General features: G+C 62.2%; 14 protein-coding genes. 9 read left to right on the forward strand and 5 right to left on the reverse strand.

Going from position 1 to position 16,106, the window contains the following annotated elements; translation table 11 throughout:
• Window positions 1-12 precede the first annotated feature (12 nt).
• Both MB02_RS08590 and MB02_RS17800 read right to left on the reverse strand, forming a co-directional pair.
• Window positions 13-1,392 (reverse strand): DUF5935 domain-containing protein, encoded by a 1,380-nt coding sequence (locus MB02_RS08590; protein WP_067535618.1) that lies wholly within the window; start codon window positions 1,390-1,392, stop codon window positions 13-15.
• On the reverse strand, window positions 1,385-1,543 hold the full coding sequence (locus MB02_RS17800; RefSeq protein ID WP_170304680.1) for a hypothetical protein: 159 nt from the start codon (window positions 1,541-1,543) through the stop codon (window positions 1,385-1,387). The genes MB02_RS08590 and MB02_RS17800 overlap by 8 nt, the downstream gene beginning before the upstream one ends.
• A gap of 89 nt (window positions 1,544-1,632) precedes the next feature.
• Here MB02_RS17800 and MB02_RS08595 point away from each other — a divergent pair, with 89 nt between their 5' ends.
• The 4 genes from MB02_RS08595 to MB02_RS08610 all read left to right on the forward strand — a co-directional run bounded on the left by MB02_RS08595 (window position 1,633) and on the right by MB02_RS08610 (window position 10,410).
• On the forward strand, window positions 1,633-2,862 hold the full coding sequence (locus tag MB02_RS08595; RefSeq protein WP_067535621.1) for a TIGR04063 family PEP-CTERM/XrtA system glycosyltransferase: 1,230 nt from the start codon (window positions 1,633-1,635) through the stop codon (window positions 2,860-2,862).
• Between the two features lie 57 nt (window positions 2,863-2,919).
• Window positions 2,920-4,101 (forward strand): hypothetical protein, encoded by a 1,182-nt coding sequence (locus tag MB02_RS08600; protein WP_067535624.1) that lies wholly within the window; start codon window positions 2,920-2,922, stop codon window positions 4,099-4,101.
• A gap of 218 nt (window positions 4,102-4,319) precedes the next feature.
• On the forward strand, window positions 4,320-8,960 hold the full coding sequence (gene gltB, locus MB02_RS08605; RefSeq protein WP_067535627.1) for a glutamate synthase large subunit: 4,641 nt from the start codon (window positions 4,320-4,322) through the stop codon (window positions 8,958-8,960).
• A 16-nt stretch (window positions 8,961-8,976) separates the two neighbouring features.
• A complete protein-coding gene (locus tag MB02_RS08610; RefSeq protein WP_067535630.1) occupies window positions 8,977-10,410 on the forward strand; it encodes a glutamate synthase subunit beta in 1,434 nt (477 codons plus the stop codon).
• Between the two features lie 78 nt (window positions 10,411-10,488).
• Here MB02_RS08610 and rnk read toward each other — a convergent pair whose 3' ends face one another.
• Both rnk and MB02_RS08620 read right to left on the reverse strand, forming a co-directional pair.
• On the reverse strand, window positions 10,489-10,914 hold the full coding sequence (gene rnk, locus MB02_RS08615) for a nucleoside diphosphate kinase regulator (protein ID WP_067535632.1): 426 nt from the start codon (window positions 10,912-10,914) through the stop codon (window positions 10,489-10,491).
• A gap of 260 nt (window positions 10,915-11,174) precedes the next feature.
• Complete coding sequence (locus tag MB02_RS08620) at window positions 11,175-11,858, reverse strand: uracil-DNA glycosylase (protein ID WP_170304681.1); 684 nt, start codon at window positions 11,856-11,858, stop codon at window positions 11,175-11,177.
• Window positions 11,859-12,054: 196 nt separating this feature from the next.
• Here MB02_RS08620 and MB02_RS08625 point away from each other — a divergent pair, with 196 nt between their 5' ends.
• From MB02_RS08625 to MB02_RS08645, 5 genes are all read left to right on the forward strand, one after another.
• Window positions 12,055-12,672 carry a ribonuclease D gene (locus tag MB02_RS08625; RefSeq protein ID WP_067535635.1) on the forward strand — a complete coding sequence of 206 codons (618 nt, stop codon included), beginning with the start codon at window positions 12,055-12,057 and terminating at the stop codon, window positions 12,670-12,672.
• Window positions 12,673-12,693: 21 nt separating this feature from the next.
• A complete protein-coding gene (gene lptC, locus MB02_RS08630) occupies window positions 12,694-13,341 on the forward strand; it encodes an LPS export ABC transporter periplasmic protein LptC (protein WP_067535639.1) in 648 nt (215 codons plus the stop codon).
• The gene (locus tag MB02_RS08635; protein ID WP_067535642.1) at window positions 13,338-13,865 is read left to right on the forward strand and encodes an LptA/OstA family protein; all 528 of its coding nucleotides are present in this window, start codon (window positions 13,338-13,340) and stop codon (window positions 13,863-13,865) included. Before lptC ends, MB02_RS08635 begins: the two co-directional genes overlap by 4 nt.
• A gap of 136 nt (window positions 13,866-14,001) precedes the next feature.
• Entirely contained in the window at window positions 14,002-14,445 is a 444-nt protein-coding gene (locus MB02_RS08640; protein ID WP_067535645.1) for a hypothetical protein, read from the forward strand.
• Window positions 14,442-15,065: a hypothetical protein gene (locus MB02_RS08645; protein WP_067535648.1), complete on the forward strand. Its 624-nt coding sequence runs from the start codon at window positions 14,442-14,444 to the stop codon at window positions 15,063-15,065. The genes MB02_RS08640 and MB02_RS08645 overlap by 4 nt, the downstream gene beginning before the upstream one ends.
• Here the strand turns inward: MB02_RS08645 and holA are convergent.
• Window positions 15,062-16,105 carry a DNA polymerase III subunit delta gene (gene holA, locus MB02_RS08650; RefSeq protein WP_067535651.1) on the reverse strand — a complete coding sequence of 348 codons (1,044 nt, stop codon included), beginning with the start codon at window positions 16,103-16,105 and terminating at the stop codon, window positions 15,062-15,064. The genes MB02_RS08645 and holA overlap by 4 nt on opposite strands.
• Window position 16,106: the final 1 nt, after the last annotated feature.

Here is a 16,106-nt window from a genome sequence, read left to right on the forward strand (position 1 = left end):
GACGCCGCTTGGTCAGCGCACGGCAGATGGGTGGATTTCCGGCGAGATGGAGCCCCGCCTGGACAGGTGGCTTGACTGGGCTAAGCGCAAGTCCGCGCGGCACATGCTCCACAATCCGCACTGCATGCCGATGATCACATACATGAAGGGCTGGTAGGCGATGCCAACGAACAAGGCCCCGACAAGGTAAACGATCTGACTTTGCTGAAGCGTGGTCGCCAATGTGGCCCGCCAGCGCATTCCCGGATCCTCATGGTTTTTCCAGGAACGGCGGATACGCTCCATGTGCCACAATCCGAGCGCATGCAGCCATAACCACAGGACAAGGCCCAGCCAGCCTTCCTCACCCAGCATTTCAAAATAGCTGGAATGATAGGCCCGGCCCTGATCGGTGATTTCCTGCGTTTCCACCACAGTCGAGCTGCCGTCCGACTGCGTCTCCTTGGTTTCGAAATCGAGACGATTGCCAAGATAGGCGTTGAAGCCCCCGCCAAACGGGTGTTCCGCGACATAGCCAAGAGTCCATTTCCACACCGCGAGGCGGGTGGAGGCGGATTGGTCCCCCTGGTGGTCGGTGATCGTCGCCATACGCTCGGTATAGCTTTGCGGCAGGAATGGTATCGCGACCATCAGGGCGACACCGGCAAATGCCATATACAGAAAGCGATGCCGCACGCTGCGCAGCAGCAGCGTGCCCAGCACGGCAATGCATACCAGGCCGGTTCGCGCCTGGGTCCCAACCGGAATCAGCAGGCAGGCAAATATCAAGGCCGCGGCGAACAGGCGAACCCGCCAGTCGGGAGGAAAGATCGTGCCATGTCTGGCAAGCCACAGGATCAGCGGAATCAGACAGATCGCCGCGCAGGAAATGATCGACCCTTCATATATCCCGCTATTGTCACTTACGCCGAAAAACGACAGCGTTCCATATCCGCCGCCACCGGCTACAGTCTTGATGCCACCATCAATCGCGATAACACCCACTGCCAGCACCATGGTCAACGCAACTGCTTCGAGCCGCAGCCGGTTGGTGAGGGTAAGCGGCAGGAAAATCGCGAATACCAGCGCCTTCCATACCCATGACCACTTATCGGCCGCTTCGGTCGGGAAGTCGGCCCAGGTCAGAGACAGGGCGCACAGTATGAGCAGGGCAAGCATCAGGCCCTGGCGGAAAGTGAACCTGCTGCCCACCTTGTTGTCGAGCACGAGCCAGCCGCCGAATACGGCCACGAATGTTATCAGCGACAGGGGAATGGATGGCAGTATCGCCCAGCCGATCCGCTGCGGCGCAAACAGATCGACATAGATATACGCCAGCACCCACAGGAAGGGACGCTTGAGGCCGAGCAGGAGGAAGCCTCCCCAAAAGGCCAGCAATGCCAGTTCAAGCATCGTCGCGTGGCCCCGTGTCGGCCCCGTGCCGCATTTGCCCGGGCCGTGTGCGGCGCGCAGGCTGGTTGTCGAGATCGGCACGCATGGCCAGCCGCCAGGCGGCAAGCGCCAGCAAAGCGTGTGTCAGGCCTATTGCGAAATAGTCGATCAAAAGGGGTCGTCCCGGTATCGTGCTGAAAATCCCCTATCAGCATCCGGTTGACGCCGCGTTAAGTTTGTTGTGGCAGGAAAGGCCGCGCCATGGCTCGAATTCTCCATATCCTCGACCACTCGTTGCCGCTGCATAGTGGCTACACCTTCCGAACGCGCGCGATCATGAAAGCCCAACAGGCCTCCGGACTGGAAGTTCGTGGCATAACCGGCGTGCGCCATCATGCGGAAGGTCCTGCGACAGAGGAAGTGGACGGGCTGATCTTTCATCGCACGCCGGGGGCGGCGAGCGGACCAGTGGGATTGAGGGAGTGGCGTGAGATCGGCCTGCTCGCACAGGCCATCGATGCCCTGTGCGAAACATGGCGGCCGGACATACTCCACGCCCATTCCCCGGCCTTGGACGGATTGGCGGCGATGCGCGTGGCTCGCAAGCGGCAAATTCCGCTGGTTTACGAAATTCGCGCCTTCTGGGAAGACGCCGCCGTGGGCAACGGAACCGGGCGCGAAGGTTCGGTAAAATACCGCATGACCCGCGCTCTCGAAAACAGAGTGGTCGCTGCGGCCGATTGCGTGATGACGATCTGTCACGGGTTGCGCGACGATCTCATTTCACGTGGCCACGGAGCCGGTCGGATCGGAATCATGCCCAATGGAGTCGATCTGGCCCTGTTCGGAACGCCCGTGCCACGCGACGCCGCATTGGCGGATGAGTTGCGGCTGGGAACAGGCCCGGTGATCGGCTTCATCGGCAGCTTCTACGACTATGAAGGGATCGACGATCTCATCACGGCCATGCCCGCCATTCTGGCCGAACATCCCGATGCCCGCCTCCTGCTTGTCGGCGGCGGCCCCATGGCGGATGCCTTGCGCAAGCAGGCTGAGGCATCGCCCGCCCGGCTCGCCATTCGCTTCGTCGGACGCGTGCCGCATGACGAGGTGGAGCGGTATTACGCATTGGCCGACATCATGGCCTATCCCCGCAAGGCCAGTCGATTGACCGAACTGGTAACGCCCCTGAAGCCACTGGAAGCCATGGCTCAGGGCAAGCTCGTCGCCGCATCCGATGTCGGCGGCCACCGTGAATTGATGGAACACGGCGTAACCGGCACCCTGTTCGCCCCTGACGATCCCTTGGCCTGCGCCGCCGCCCTGTGCGATTTGCTTGCCCATCGGGAGGATTGGGACGCCATGCGCGCAAGAGCGTCAGCCCATGTTCGCCAGAACCATGACTGGGCCCGCAACATCGGTCGTTATCAGGATGTTTACCAAGCCTTGTTAGGCGAAGGAACCATGGTAGGCCTGCCGGTTGCCGCCTGATGCGGTTGCAGCGCGAGTCGCGCCACCATTGCAAGCAAGTTGGGGGTTCCAGCCAAAGTGGTGCAGAAAACGCAGAAGACAGCCGGGAAAAGGGCCAAGGCTCCGATCAGCGCTCATCCGCTTTTCGCAGTACTCGTCGCGACATGGTTTGCCGCCCTGCTTGGCCTAGGCACATTGGTTCTGCCCGCAAGAGCGCTGGAAAGTCTTGTCGGAGCGACAGGAATTGCATCCATCGTCCATGCGGCTGCGCCGCCGCTGGGTACAACCGCGAGAATCGCGATCACATTGGCCGCGACTTTGGCCGGTGCGCTGATCGGCCTTCTGATCGCACGCAGGATCGCGTCTTCCCAGGCCGAAGACGCAGGGTACACGCCCGCTTCGCATGCGTCCGACAGCATGGCAGCGACCACCCGCCAACCGCTCTATGCACGTGAAGAACTCGGCAGCGAATCGTTCGACAGCTATGCCGAAGACGAACGCCACCAGCGCCCCGCCGAAGACACGATAGAAACCCTCTCCGACGAACAGGCAACGCCGGTCGAAACTGCCGATACAACCGACGCCGACTGCCCGACCCTCCCCGTCCCGGTGGACGGGGCAGTACAGGAACTGGCCAGTGCAATGCCGGACGATGCTTCTCCGATAGCGCCGCCATCTCCGGAACCGGATCACTTCACTGCAGAAGCGGCACCGGGTGAGATGCATGCCGATGCGCCTCGGGTATCCCGCCGCAGTAGTGTTGCTTCCTTTACCGGCAGCCCCGTGACCGAACGTCCGTTGAACCGGCTCGGCATGGTTGAACTGGTCGAGCGGCTGGCCCATGCCATTCAGGAACGGCAGACAGGAAGCAACCCGGCCACCGCGTCCGCCACTCTGGATGAAACCGGGGGCGAATCCGGAATGGGAAGCGCCAGGCGGCCGTTTGCGTTCCGCGAAGCGACCTCCTCCCCCATCCACCGCTGGAACGACGAGGAGGCTGATCTCGATCGGGAAGAAGACCGGGAGGAGACGGGTTACAGCTCCCTGCTCAGCCTGCAGAAATCTCTCGCGCCGAAACCCGGCCATTTTCAAGCGGACAGCCCCCAGAGCCCTCTTGCGGCGCGGGATGCGCTCCGGACGCCCGAACAAGACATTCCAAGACAGTCACGAACAATCGATCCGGCAATCGATCCGGAAGGCGCAGAAGACGCCTTGCGGGATGCCCTGGCCAAATTGCAGAAAATCAGCGGCGCGGCCTGACCGGCAGGAAACCTCGCCGGGATTGCCGGCGAAACGGCCTGAAACCCTTGTCAAGAGGGGTTTCATTCGCCTTCGCGGTTGCAAAAACTCGTTCCTGCCGCCATGGGGGAAATTCGCGCTCCCTCGCTGCAATTTGCGGCGAGGTGATTCGTGCGTTTCCTTGCCGAGGGGTGCTGCAGGGGATGCAGTATCCCGGCTTTTGACAGGACGAGAATTTGATGGGTTATCCGACGCCCCAAGGGCTTTATGATCCGCGCAATGAGCATGATAACTGCGGTGTGGGCTTTGTCGCCCATATCAAGGGCGAAAAATCACACGCGATCGTAAACCAGGCGCTGGAAATTCTTGCCAATATCGATCACCGCGGCGCTGTCGGCGCCGACCCGCTGCTGGGTGACGGTGCAGGCATTCTGATGCAGATTCCGGATCCACTTTATCGCAAGTGGGCACAAGGCGAAGGTCTGGCTCTGCCGCCTCTGGGCGAATATGCGGTAGCCACCTGCTTCCTCCCGCAAGGGGAACAGGCCCGTCAGTTCGTGGTCGAACAGTTCGAAAAGTATATCGCGAAGGAAGGCCAGTCGCTGGTCGGCTGGCGCGATGTGCCGACCACGCTCGACGGATTGGGCAAGGCCGTTCTTGAATCCATGCCGGTGATCCGCCAGGCGTTTATCGCGCGCGGGGCGAATTGCGCCGATCAGGATGCATTCGAACGCAAGCTGATCACGATCCGCAAGCAGTTGCAGAACCCGCTGGCCGAATTGGCCGAAAAGCACGACATGCCGGAAATCGCCAAGCTCTATATGCCGAGCTTTTCCAGCCGTACGGTCGTTTACAAGGGGCTCCTGCTCGCCAATCAGGTCGGCAGCTTTTACGACGATCTGCGCGATCCCGACTGCGTCACCGCCATCGGGCTTGTCCACCAGCGGTTTTCAACCAACACTTTCCCGAGCTGGAAGCTGGCCCAGCCGTTCCGCCTGATCGCCCACAACGGCGAAATCAATACGGTGCGCGGCAACGTCAACTGGATGAATGCCCGCCGCCGCACGATGGAAAGCGAACTGCTCGGCCCCGATCTCGACAAGATGTGGCCGATCATCCCGCATGGCCAGTCGGACACCGCGTGCCTGGATAATGCGCTCGAACTGCTGCTGGCCGGTGGTTACAGCCTTGCCCACGCCATGATGATGCTGATCCCCGAAGCGTGGGCGAAGAACCCGCTGATGGATCCGGCCCGCCGCGCCTTCTACGAATATCATGCCGCCCTGATGGAACCGTGGGACGGCCCCGCCGCCGTTGCCTTCACCGACGGCCGCCAGATCGCCGCGACTCTCGACCGCAACGGCCTGCGTCCGGCGCGTTTCTGCGTGACCACGGGCGATGTCGTCTGCATGGCGTCGGAAAGCGGCGTGCTTCCCTTCAAGGAAGAGGAAATCACGCGCAAGTGGCGCCTGCAGCCGGGCCGCATGCTGTTGATCGACCTGGAGCAGGGCCGCATCATCGAGGATGAAGAGGTCAAGGCCGAACTGGCCAATGCACAGCCCTATGCCAAGTGGCTGGCGCAGACCCAGTACCAGCTCGAAGATCTCGACATGGCTGAAACCGACGCGGCGCACCTGCCCGTCGAAACCACCAGCCTGCTCGATCGCCAGCAGGCCTTCGGCTACACTCAGGAAGACATCACCAAGTTCCTTGAACCCATGGCCCGCAATGGCGACGACCCGATCGGTTCGATGGGCACGGATACGCCGATTGCCGTGCTGTCGGCCCGACCCCGCCTGCTGTACGATTACTTCAAGCAGAACTTCGCGCAGGTCACCAATCCGCCGATCGATCCGATCCGCGAGGAGCTGGTGATGAGCCTGCTGTCGATGATCGGCCCACGCCCGAACCTGCTTGGCCGTGACGCCGGCACGCACAAGCGCCTCGAAGTGATGCAGCCGATCCTGACCGACGAAAACGTCGCCAAGATCCGTTCTGCGGAAGAAGCGCTCGACAAGGCGTTCCGTACCGGGACGCTGGACATGACATGGGATGCCAAGACGGGTGCGGCCGGGCTTGCCGGGGCGCTCAAGGACTTGTGCACTGCCGCGACCGAGGCGGTTCTGGCAGACAAGAACATCCTGATCCTGTCAGACCGGGCGCAAGGCCCTGACCGGATTCCGATGCCCGCTCTGCTGGCGACGGCAGCCGTGCACCACCACCTCGTGCGGCAGGGTCTGCGGATGCAGACCGGCCTGGTGGTCGAAACGGGCGAAGCCCGTGAAGTCCAGCATTTCTGCGCGCTGGCAGGATATGGCGCCGAAGCGATCAACCCCTATGTCGCCTTCGAAGCGCTGGAACAGATCCGGGTCGAGAAGGAACTGCCCCTGACCACCGAGCAGGTGCAGCAGAACTACATCAAGGCGATCGGCAAGGGGATCCTGAAGGTCATGTCCAAGATGGGCATTTCGACCTACCAATCCTATTGCGGCGCCCAGATTTTCGACGCGGTCGGCCTCAACAGCAGCTTCGTCGATCAGTATTTCACCGGCACCGCGACCACTATCGAGGGCATCGGCCTGACCGAAGTGGCCGAGGAAACCGTTCGCCGCCACATGGCGGCCTATGGCGACAACCCGATCTATCGCAAAATGCTCGACGTTGGCGGCATGTACCAGCTCCGCATTCGTGGTGAGGAACATGCGTGGACGGCGGCGAATATCGCCAATCTCCAGCATGCCGTGCGCGGCAACAGCCACAAGAATTACGAGGATTTCGCGAAGTCGATCAACGAGCAGTCGGAACGGTTGCTGACGATCCGCGGCCTGATGGAACTCAAGAAGGCCGACAAGCCGGTTCCGCTTGATGAAGTCGAGCCTGCGAGCGAAATCGTCAAGCGGTTCGCAACCGGCGCGATGAGCTACGGCTCGATCAGCTGGGAAGCGCATACCACGCTGGCGCTCGCCATGAACCGGATCGGCGGCAAGTCGAATACCGGCGAAGGCGGCGAAGATCCCAGGCGCTTCAAGCCGCTGGAAAACGGCGACACAATGCGTTCCGCGATCAAGCAGGTTGCTTCGGGCCGCTTCGGCGTGACCACCGAATACCTCGTCAATGCCGACGACATCCAGATCAAGATGGCCCAGGGCGCCAAGCCGGGCGAAGGCGGGCAGTTGCCCGGCCACAAGGTCGACAAGGTCATCGGCAAGACCCGTCACTCGACGCCCGGCGTCGGCCTGATCAGCCCGCCGCCGCACCATGACATCTATTCGATCGAGGATCTCGCTCAGCTGATCCACGATCTGAAGAACGTCAATCCGGACTCGCGAGTCTCGGTCAAGCTGGTTTCCGAAGTCGGCGTCGGCACGGTCGCAGCAGGCGTTTCCAAGGCCCGCGCGGACCATGTCACGATTTCCGGCTACGAAGGCGGCACCGGCGCATCGCCGCTGACCAGCCTGACCCATGCCGGTTCTCCGTGGGAAATCGGTCTGGCTGAAACACAGCAGACATTGCTGCTCAATGACTTGCGCAGCCGCATTGCGGTGCAGGTCGACGGCGGTCTGCGCACGGGTCGCGACGTTGCCATCGGCGCACTGTTGGGGGCCGACGAGTTCGGTTTCGCCACGGCCCCGCTGATTGCCGCGGGCTGCATCATGATGCGCAAGTGCCACCTGAACACCTGCCCCGTCGGCGTGGCGACGCAGAACCCGGAACTGCGCAAGCGCTTCACCGGGATGCCGGAACATGTCATCAACTATTTCTTCTTCGTGGCCGAAGAACTGCGGCAGATCATGGCCGACATGGGCTTCCGCACTCTGGAGGAAATGGTCGGCCGGGTCGACCGGCTCGACATGAAGAAGGCGATTTCCCACTGGAAGGCACAAGGCGTCGATCTCAGCCGCCTGCTCTTCCAGGTGCCGCTGGATGAAGGCAAATCGCTCCATCATACCGAAGGGCAGGATCACGGGCTGGACAAGGCTCTCGACGTCGAACTGATCGAAGCGGCCAAGCCGGCCATCGAACAGGGCCAGACGTTGGTGCTCGATCGCCCGATCCGCAACGTCAACCGCACGGTCGGGGCGATGCTGTCAGGCCGGATCGCCGAACTGCATGGCCATGCCGGCCTCAAGCCTGAACAATTGCGGGTCAACCTGACCGGCGTCGCCGGGCAGAGCTTCGGCGCATGGCTGGCTCACGGCGTCACACTGGATCTCGTCGGCGATGCCAACGATTATGTCGGCAAGGGCCTGTCGGGTGGCCGCGTGATCGTTCGCCAGCCGGAAACCGTGGATCGCGATCCGACCGAGAACATCATTGTCGGCAATACCGTGCTCTATGGCGCGATCGCTGGCGAAGCGTTCTTCAACGGTGTCGCGGGTGAACGGTTCGCCGTGCGCAATTCGGGCGCCGTGGCGGTCGTCGAAGGCACTGGCGACCACGGCTGTGAATACATGACCGGCGGCGTGGTCTGCGTCCTGGGCAAGACAGGCCGTAACTTTGCGGCAGGCATGTCGGGCGGCATCGCCTATGTCTATGACGAGGATGGCCTGTTCGAAAAACTGTGCAACCATGCCCAGGTCGATCTCGAGAAGATTGCTCCGAAGCCAAGCGAGGAGGAAGGCATCGGCCGGCCGCAACAGCGCCCGTCGAGCGTCGAGGATTACGGCATGGGCGACCCGCTCTATCACGATGCGGAACGGCTGAAGATTCTGGTGGAACGGCACAAGCTGCACACCGGCTCGACACGTGCCGCCGCATTGCTCGACGATTGGGACAATGCGCTCAGCAAGTTCGTGAAAGTGATGCCGCGCGATTACCGCAAAGCACTCAAGCAGCTCGAAGCAGAGCGCAACGAAGCCGCCAGCGTGGCCGCGGAATAAGGATCAGGTTCAGAATATGGGCAAGGAAACCGGATTTCTCGAATACGAGCGCCACGACCGCGGCTATCTCGATCCGAAGGAGCGGGTGAAGAACTACAAGGAGTTCGTCATCCCTCTGGCGGAGGGCGAGCTGCGCACGCAGGCCGCACGCTGCATGAATTGCGGCATTCCGTACTGCCATAACGGCTGTCCGGTGAACAATATCATCCCCGACTGGAACCACCTCGTCTATGAAGACGACTGGCGCGATGCGCTGGAAGTGCTCCATTCGACCAACAATTTTCCGGAATTCACCGGCCGCATCTGCCCCGCCCCGTGCGAGGCAAGCTGCACGCTGAACATCATGGACACGCCGGTTACGATCAAGTCGATCGAATGCGCGATCGTCGATCGCGGATGGAAGGAAGGCTGGATCGAACCGCAGGTGCCGTCCAAGCGCACCGGCAAGTCGGTGGCCGTGATCGGGTCCGGCCCGGCGGGCATGGCCTGTGCGCAACAGCTGGCCCGTGCCGGCCATTCGGTCACCCTGTTCGAGAAGAATGACCGTATCGGCGGCCTGCTGCGTTACGGCATTCCTGACTTCAAGATGGAAAAGCACCTCCTCGACCGGCGCAAGAAGCAGATGGAAGCGGAAGGCGTGACTGTCCGCGCGTCAACCGAAGTCGGCGTCGATGTCTCCTTCAAGTCGCTCAAGGAAAATTTCGACGCGGTCGTCCTTTCCGGCGGCGCGGAAGATCCCCGCCCGCTGCAGATCCCCGGTGCGGAACTGCCGGGCGTGCATTTCGCGATGACGTTCCTGGCCCAGCAGAACAAGCGCAATGCGGGCGATGATGAAAAGACGGCAGCGCCCAACGGCTCGCTGCTGGCGACTGGCAAGCATATCGTGGTGATCGGCGGCGGCGACACCGGCTCCGACTGCGTCGGCACGTCCAACCGCCAGGGCGCCGCCAGCGTCACTCAGCTGGAAATCATGCCCAAGCCGCCTGAGAAGGAAAACAAGGCACTGACCTGGCCCGATTGGCCGCTCAAACTGCGCACCTCGACCAGCCACGACGAAGGCTGCGAACGCGATTGGGCCGTCTTGACGAAGCGCGTTCTCGGCGAAAACAAGGTCACCGGGCTCGAATGCGTCCACGTCGAGTGGAAAGAGGGCAAGATGGTGGAAGTGCCGGGCAGCGAATTTACGCTGAAGGCCGATCTCATCCTGTTGGCGATGGGCTTCCTCGGGCCGCGCAAGCAAGGCATGATCGACCAGTCCGGCGTTGCGCTGACCGATCGCGGCAATGTCGATGCCAATGTCGTCGACTACAAAACGAGCGAAGACATGGTCTTTTCCTGCGGCGACATGCGCCGGGGGCAAAGTCTGGTCGTCTGGGCCATTCGCGAAGGGCGCCAGTGCGCCCGCGCAGTGGACGAAGCTCTGATGGGCGTCAGCGAACTGCCCCGCTAACCATACGGTTCCAACCGATAAGAAAAGGGCGCCCTGGCCGGGGCGCCCTTTTTCATGTCTGGTGAGAGCGCGGCCCTCTCACCTGGCGGCCGGGACCACTTCGATGATGCGAAAGATGCGTTCATGGCTGTCGCGATCCTTCCAGCGAATTGACTGACCCTCTCGCAACCCGATGAGCCCCGCACCCACGGGCGTGAGGACAGATATCCGTCCTGCTTCCAGGTCCGCCTGATGGGGATAAACCAGTTGCGCAACACGCTCTGTCCCGGCGGTTTCGTCAGAAAAGCGTACCGTCGCCCCCATGGCCACGACATCTTTCGGCAAACGGGCGTCGGGTACAATCTTGGCCCGGTCGATTTCTGCCATCAGCATGGCAGCCAGTTGCGGCTGACGGCTTTCCATGCGCATCGCGAGTTCCGACAGCGTATCGGCATCGCTTTCGCACAACTTGATCGGCGGACGGCTGCTCGGCTTGCGGGCAGGAGCAGTTGATGCATTTTCCATGGAGGTCCTTTCCTTGCACGAGGAAGGCTGCCGACGCAGTGGCGTCGGCTCGGGCCTAGTGCGATGAATATGGAGAGTTTGAACTTCGCCCCGGGCTGCGCAGGACAGAAACAAGGCTACCCGGGGCTATAGGCCCACGGGAAGCTGACTCGCGTGACAGCGAAATCGCAAGGATGCAGCGGTCTGTTTCACCAAGGCAGGATGACTGCGAAGTGAGCGCTTGTCAAAGCAAGTCATCCACAAGCTGCACCGGCCGGGTCTCAGACCCGCCAGTCGATTGGCTCTCGGCCATGTTCCTCCAGAAAGGCATTTGCCTTGCTGAACGGCTTCGAGCCGAAAAAACCGCGATGTGCGGAAAGCGGGCTGGGGTGCGGGGAACGCAGGATCAGGTGCCTGCTACCGTTCTGCAAGCAGGGAATCCGTGCCGCCTTTGCCTGCGCGTGACTGCCCCAGAGGATGAACACGCACGGCTCCTCCCGTGCCGCAACGGCAGCCACGGCAGCATCGGTTATCGCATCCCAGCCTTTTCCTGCATGCGATCCGGCCTGTCCGGATTCCACCGTCAGCGAATTGTTGAGCAGCAGCACGCCTTGCCGTGCCCAGCCTTCGAGATTCCCGTTCGCGGGCGGATCGATTCCCAGATCGGCACGCAGTTCCTTGAAAATGTTCACCAGCGACGGCGGTGGACGAACACCCTCCGGCACGGAGAAGCTCAGTCCATGGGCCTGTCCCGGTCCATGGTAGGGGTCCTGCCCGAGAATGACGACCTTGACCTTGTCGATCGGGGTCAATTCCAGTGCCCGCAATCGGGTGCCGCGCGGCGGGAAAATCTGCTTGCCGGCCGCTTCTTCGGCACGCAGCCAACCGCCGAGCCGTCTCGCCTCCGGCGTGCTCAATGCGGGAGCCATGGCAGGTTGCCAGCTTGGAGGAATGGCGTCGCTCATCACTGCTTGCCTAACCGCAACCTGGCGCCCATGCCAGCGGCAGGGGACGGTTTCGTCCACAGGTTGGGTGAAAAGGCCGCCATGCCGGCCCATGTTATCCTCGAAACCCGCCGATCGGGCGATTTTCAGCCCGCAAAGCGGGGCAAAGGGCAAAAACCGGTTCCCACTCTTTCGCATCATGCTCTAGGGAGCAGTCATGGCTGTCCATTTTCATGAAGAAGACCTGCCCGAAGGCGTGCTTGCGCCCGGCCCGGTCGCTATCGATACCGAGACCATGGGCCTCATTACCCATCGCGACCGGCTATGCGTCGTCCAGATCAGCGACGGGCAGGGGGACGAACACCTCGTCCGCTTCGCACCAGGCAGCAGTTACGATGCGCCCAATCTCAAGGCTGTACTGGCCGACCCGGCGCGGCTGAAGCTGTATCACTTCGCCCGGTTCGATCTTGCGGCAATCCAGCATTACCTGGGCGTGATGGCTGCCCCGGTGTTCTGCACCAAGATCGCCAGCAAGCTCACCCGGACCTATACCGACCGGCATGGCCTGAAGAACCTCGTCAACGAATTGCTGGGCAAGGAAATTTCCAAGCAGCAGCAATCGAGCGACTGGGGCGCACCGGAACTGACCGATGCCCAACGCGAATATGCGGCATCCGACGTCCGCTTTCTGCACCGGTTGCAAGCGATCTTCGTGGAGCGTCTGGAACGCGAAGGGCGGACCGAAATTGCCCAGGCCTGTTTCGACTTTCTTCCGGCACGGGCCATGCTGGACCTTGCCGGTTGGCCAGAGCACGATATTTTCAGTCACGAGTAAGGAGCGCGGCGCGGCCGGCGCATGAGCAAGCAAGCCGACATCATTCGCGACCACAGGCGGGTATTTGCCGCCCCCAATGGGGCGCATGACCGGCTTGTCGGATGGCTGACCAAGGTCTTGCCCGCAGCCATCGGCGTATTGGCCGCTCTCATGCTGCTTTTCCCGCTCGCACCGCGCGGCGACATCAGTTTCCTGCTGGACCGCAACGATGTCGCGATCGTGAAGGATCGCCTGCGGGTCGACAATGCGATGTATCGCGGGGTGGACAACAAGGGCAGGCCCTTTTCCCTGATGGCGGGGCGTGCGGTGCAACGCAGCTCACGCGAGGCAATCGTCCGCATGGACGATCTCAAGGCCAACATCCTGCTGTCGGATGGACCCGCGATGCTGGCGGCCGCGAATGGCCGCTACGACATTGACAAGGAAACCGTCGCAATCGACGGGCCGGTTCAGTTCACTGCCGCCGATGGCTATCGCATGACAGCGCGCGATGTTACGGTGGATCTCGAAGCACAGAAGCTGACCGGCGAAGGCAAAGTCGAAGGGGCGATTCCCGCCGGTACATTCAGTGCCGATCACATTTCCGCCGATCTTGGCGAACGTATTGTCGCACTCTACGGCAATGCCCGCCTGCACATGACACCCGGCCAGTTGAGGATGCCGCAATGAAGCTGACGCGCCACGCCTGTACCTCGCTCCGCTATGCCGTCACCGGTTTCGTGCTGACGCTGGTTGCCATGGGGGGCATCCAGCTTTCCGCCCAGGTTCTCAAAGGCCATGATTCCAAGGCGCCGGTCAACTATGCGGCGGACCGTATCGAGTTGCAGGACCGGCAGGATCGCGTCGTTTTGTCCGGCAATGTCGACATCACACAGGGCAACCTGCGCATGCAGGCGGCCCGGACCACTGTCGAATATACCAATGCGGGATCGCTCAAGATCCAGCGGATTACCGCCACAGGCGGCGTCAACGTGACGCGCGGCACCGAAACGGCCAAAGGCAATGTCGGGGTCTATGACTTCAACAGCCGCGTCATCACGCTGGTCGGCAATGTCGCTCTCAGACGCGGCAGCGATACGCTGAACGGCCAGCGGCTGGTGATCGACCTCGACACCGGGGTTTCGAGCATCGACGGCAAGGCCGGCGGCGCAAGCGGCGGGCGAGTGAGCGGAAGCTTCTCCGTCCCCAGCTAGAGAGCAACCGCCGGAAACGGCTGTGCGCCGGCGTTTCTCCCGGCGCGCAAGCGGCACGGACAGAAACCATTTTCCTACACGCCTAGCGATGTGTAGCTGGATTCGGGTCTTCGCTTGTTGCTCAAAGGACCCGGCCATGTCTCTTTCCTATCCGATCGCTACTCCCGCAGGCTACGCTCCGGCCTTCGCTCTCGGTTTCGCCGACAACACCGGCGAGCTGTCGCTGGTCGCGCAGAGCGCGCCACTCCCGGTACAAATCATGAACGATAGTGGAAATGCACCTGCATCCGAGCCTGTGGCAGGGGATGCAAACGGCCCGGAGACGGTCGGCCCGTTCAACCCCCGACCGGGCGCTCCAGTCATGTTGACCTTGTCTGGGGATTGGGAAGGCTCGGTCCAGCTGCTGCGGTCGGTACTCGATCATGCCCCGCCACAGCCGACGACACTGGCGGGGGAGCCATGGGCCCATTTCACCGGCAACGCCTGCGAACCCGTCTGGATTGAAAGCGAAACCGGGGCGCGGCTCCATCTCGCCATCACTGTCACTTCCGGAACGCTCAGCTACAGGATCGCGCAATGACCGCCATTGATTTCGCCGCTCGCGGCCTCGCCGCACGAGCGCTCGCCCAGCTTCGCCGGAATATCTTCACACGGCAGAGCCATCCTGCCCCCGGTGCCGACCGCATTCCGTTCTGGAACAACGATGCCGGGGCCGTTTCCTGGCTGGAGGCGGGCAATGGGCTTTCCCTTGAGGACAATGTCCTGTCCACGACCGGGCCTGGCTGGACGCCAATCGGGGCGGCTGCGCCCAACGGCGCGCCGTTTGTCGAATTCACCGACATTCCACAGGGCCATAGCGATCTGTTCATTGAGCTGAATGGCATCAGCCATGATGGGCCAAGCCAGACTCTCGACATTGCGGTCAGCGACGGCGCGACCTTTTCAGCCGGCGTCCCGATCAGCGGTGCGCTGGGCACTGGGGCCCATGTCGGTGCGGGCTTCGCAATCCCCGGATACACCAGAGACGTTACCAGCCTGACTGTCCGGCTGGACAGCCTGTCCCCCAGTCCGTCCCTGAACGGCAATGGCAACGGATATTTTCGCATTATCGCCTGCACCGGCGGTATCCGGGGCCTGCGTTTCCAATGGGCAGAGGGCGCCAGTTTCGACGCCGGCAGCATTGCGCTCCATGCGCGTTAACGCTTCGGCGATGCGGCCCTGGCGATTTCGGCAAGTTCCTGCGCCAGCAGGACTTCAGACGCCTGATTATTGGACAACAGCGTGCGGTGTAGCGCGACCAGCCGCTGCACCAGGCGTTCCAGCCGCTTGCCCCGCCAACGGCGCAATTGCGTGGCAAGGTCGCGCTTGTCCCGGAAGAATACCCGCCGCGCGCGTGTCTCCTGTTCCAGCAGTTCGGCAATATCGGATTGGGGGCCGATCTTGGCGGCGAGTTGGGCCAATTGCGCCACCCGCCGTTCGAAAGCGAGCAGCAACCCGACCGGGTTGAGCGACATGTCACGCATGCGTTTCAATTCACCCGAAAGACGCCCGGTTTCACCCGACAACACGGCATTGACGAGTGGCATGAACCCATCTTCTTCCGTCTTCGCCCCGATCGCGTCCAGCGCTTCGGCATCCGCCGTGCGCGGGGCCTGCGGACTGGCATCGAGATATGTGGCCAGCTTCGTCACTTCCGACTGTGCCAGCCGCACATCCAGCCCGGAGGCACGCGCAATCCGTTCGGCCAGATCGCCGCCCAGCCGCACCCCGGCTGCGTCAGCCATCTGGCGGACCGATGCCGTCACCGATCCCAGGTCGGGCGGATAGAACATCGCCACCAGGCAATCGTCCCGATTCGCCAGCAGTTTTGCCGTACGTGACTTGTCCGTGGCGGACGTGGCGACCACCAGAACCGGGCAGGCAGCCCCATCGCCAGAATCCTTGGTTTCCAGCAGGATCTTGAGCGCATCGTGCGCTTCATCCCCGGCGGCCCTGATGAAGATATGGCGACTGTCCCCAAACAGGGAATTCGATCGCGCTTCATCGCCCAGCCGGACAGGATCGCGCCGGAGATCGGCCCCCCCCATCTCCACCCGTTCCCCCGGATCGTCCAGCATGGTCACGACTTTGGCGGCAGCGGCGGATGCGCCTGCTTCATCCTGTCCGCAGAAAAAGAAAACCGTGCATTGCCGAACCGCCTTGGGTGCGGTTGCGGCGAAATCGCGCTGGGTCGCCTTCACG

This window comes from Croceicoccus estronivorus (assembly GCF_001625325.1).
GTDB classification, from domain to species: Bacteria; Pseudomonadota; Alphaproteobacteria; order Sphingomonadales; family Sphingomonadaceae; genus Caenibius; species Caenibius estronivorus.

Coding starts and splice junctions, on each gene's coding strand:
- MB02_RS08620 (WP_170304681.1), bottom strand. CDS start 11,858: ATGAGCGACGCCATTCCTCCAAGCTGGCAACCTGCCATGGCTCCCGCA.
- MB02_RS08635 (WP_067535642.1), top strand. CDS start 13,338: ATGAAGCTGACGCGCCACGCCTGTACCTCGCTCCGCTATGCCGTCACC.
- MB02_RS08625 (WP_067535635.1), top strand. CDS start 12,055: ATGGCTGTCCATTTTCATGAAGAAGACCTGCCCGAAGGCGTGCTTGCG.
- MB02_RS08640 (WP_067535645.1), top strand. CDS start 14,002: ATGTCTCTTTCCTATCCGATCGCTACTCCCGCAGGCTACGCTCCGGCC.
- MB02_RS08595 (WP_067535621.1), top strand. CDS start 1,633: ATGGCTCGAATTCTCCATATCCTCGACCACTCGTTGCCGCTGCATAGT.
- lptC (WP_067535639.1), top strand. CDS start 12,694: ATGAGCAAGCAAGCCGACATCATTCGCGACCACAGGCGGGTATTTGCC.
- MB02_RS08590 (WP_067535618.1), bottom strand. CDS start 1,392: ATGCTTGAACTGGCATTGCTGGCCTTTTGGGGAGGCTTCCTCCTGCTC.
- rnk (WP_067535632.1), bottom strand. CDS start 10,914: ATGGAAAATGCATCAACTGCTCCTGCCCGCAAGCCGAGCAGCCGTCCG.
- gltB (WP_067535627.1), top strand. CDS start 4,320: ATGGGTTATCCGACGCCCCAAGGGCTTTATGATCCGCGCAATGAGCAT.
- MB02_RS08610 (WP_067535630.1), top strand. CDS start 8,977: ATGGGCAAGGAAACCGGATTTCTCGAATACGAGCGCCACGACCGCGGC.
- MB02_RS08645 (WP_067535648.1), top strand. CDS start 14,442: ATGACCGCCATTGATTTCGCCGCTCGCGGCCTCGCCGCACGAGCGCTC.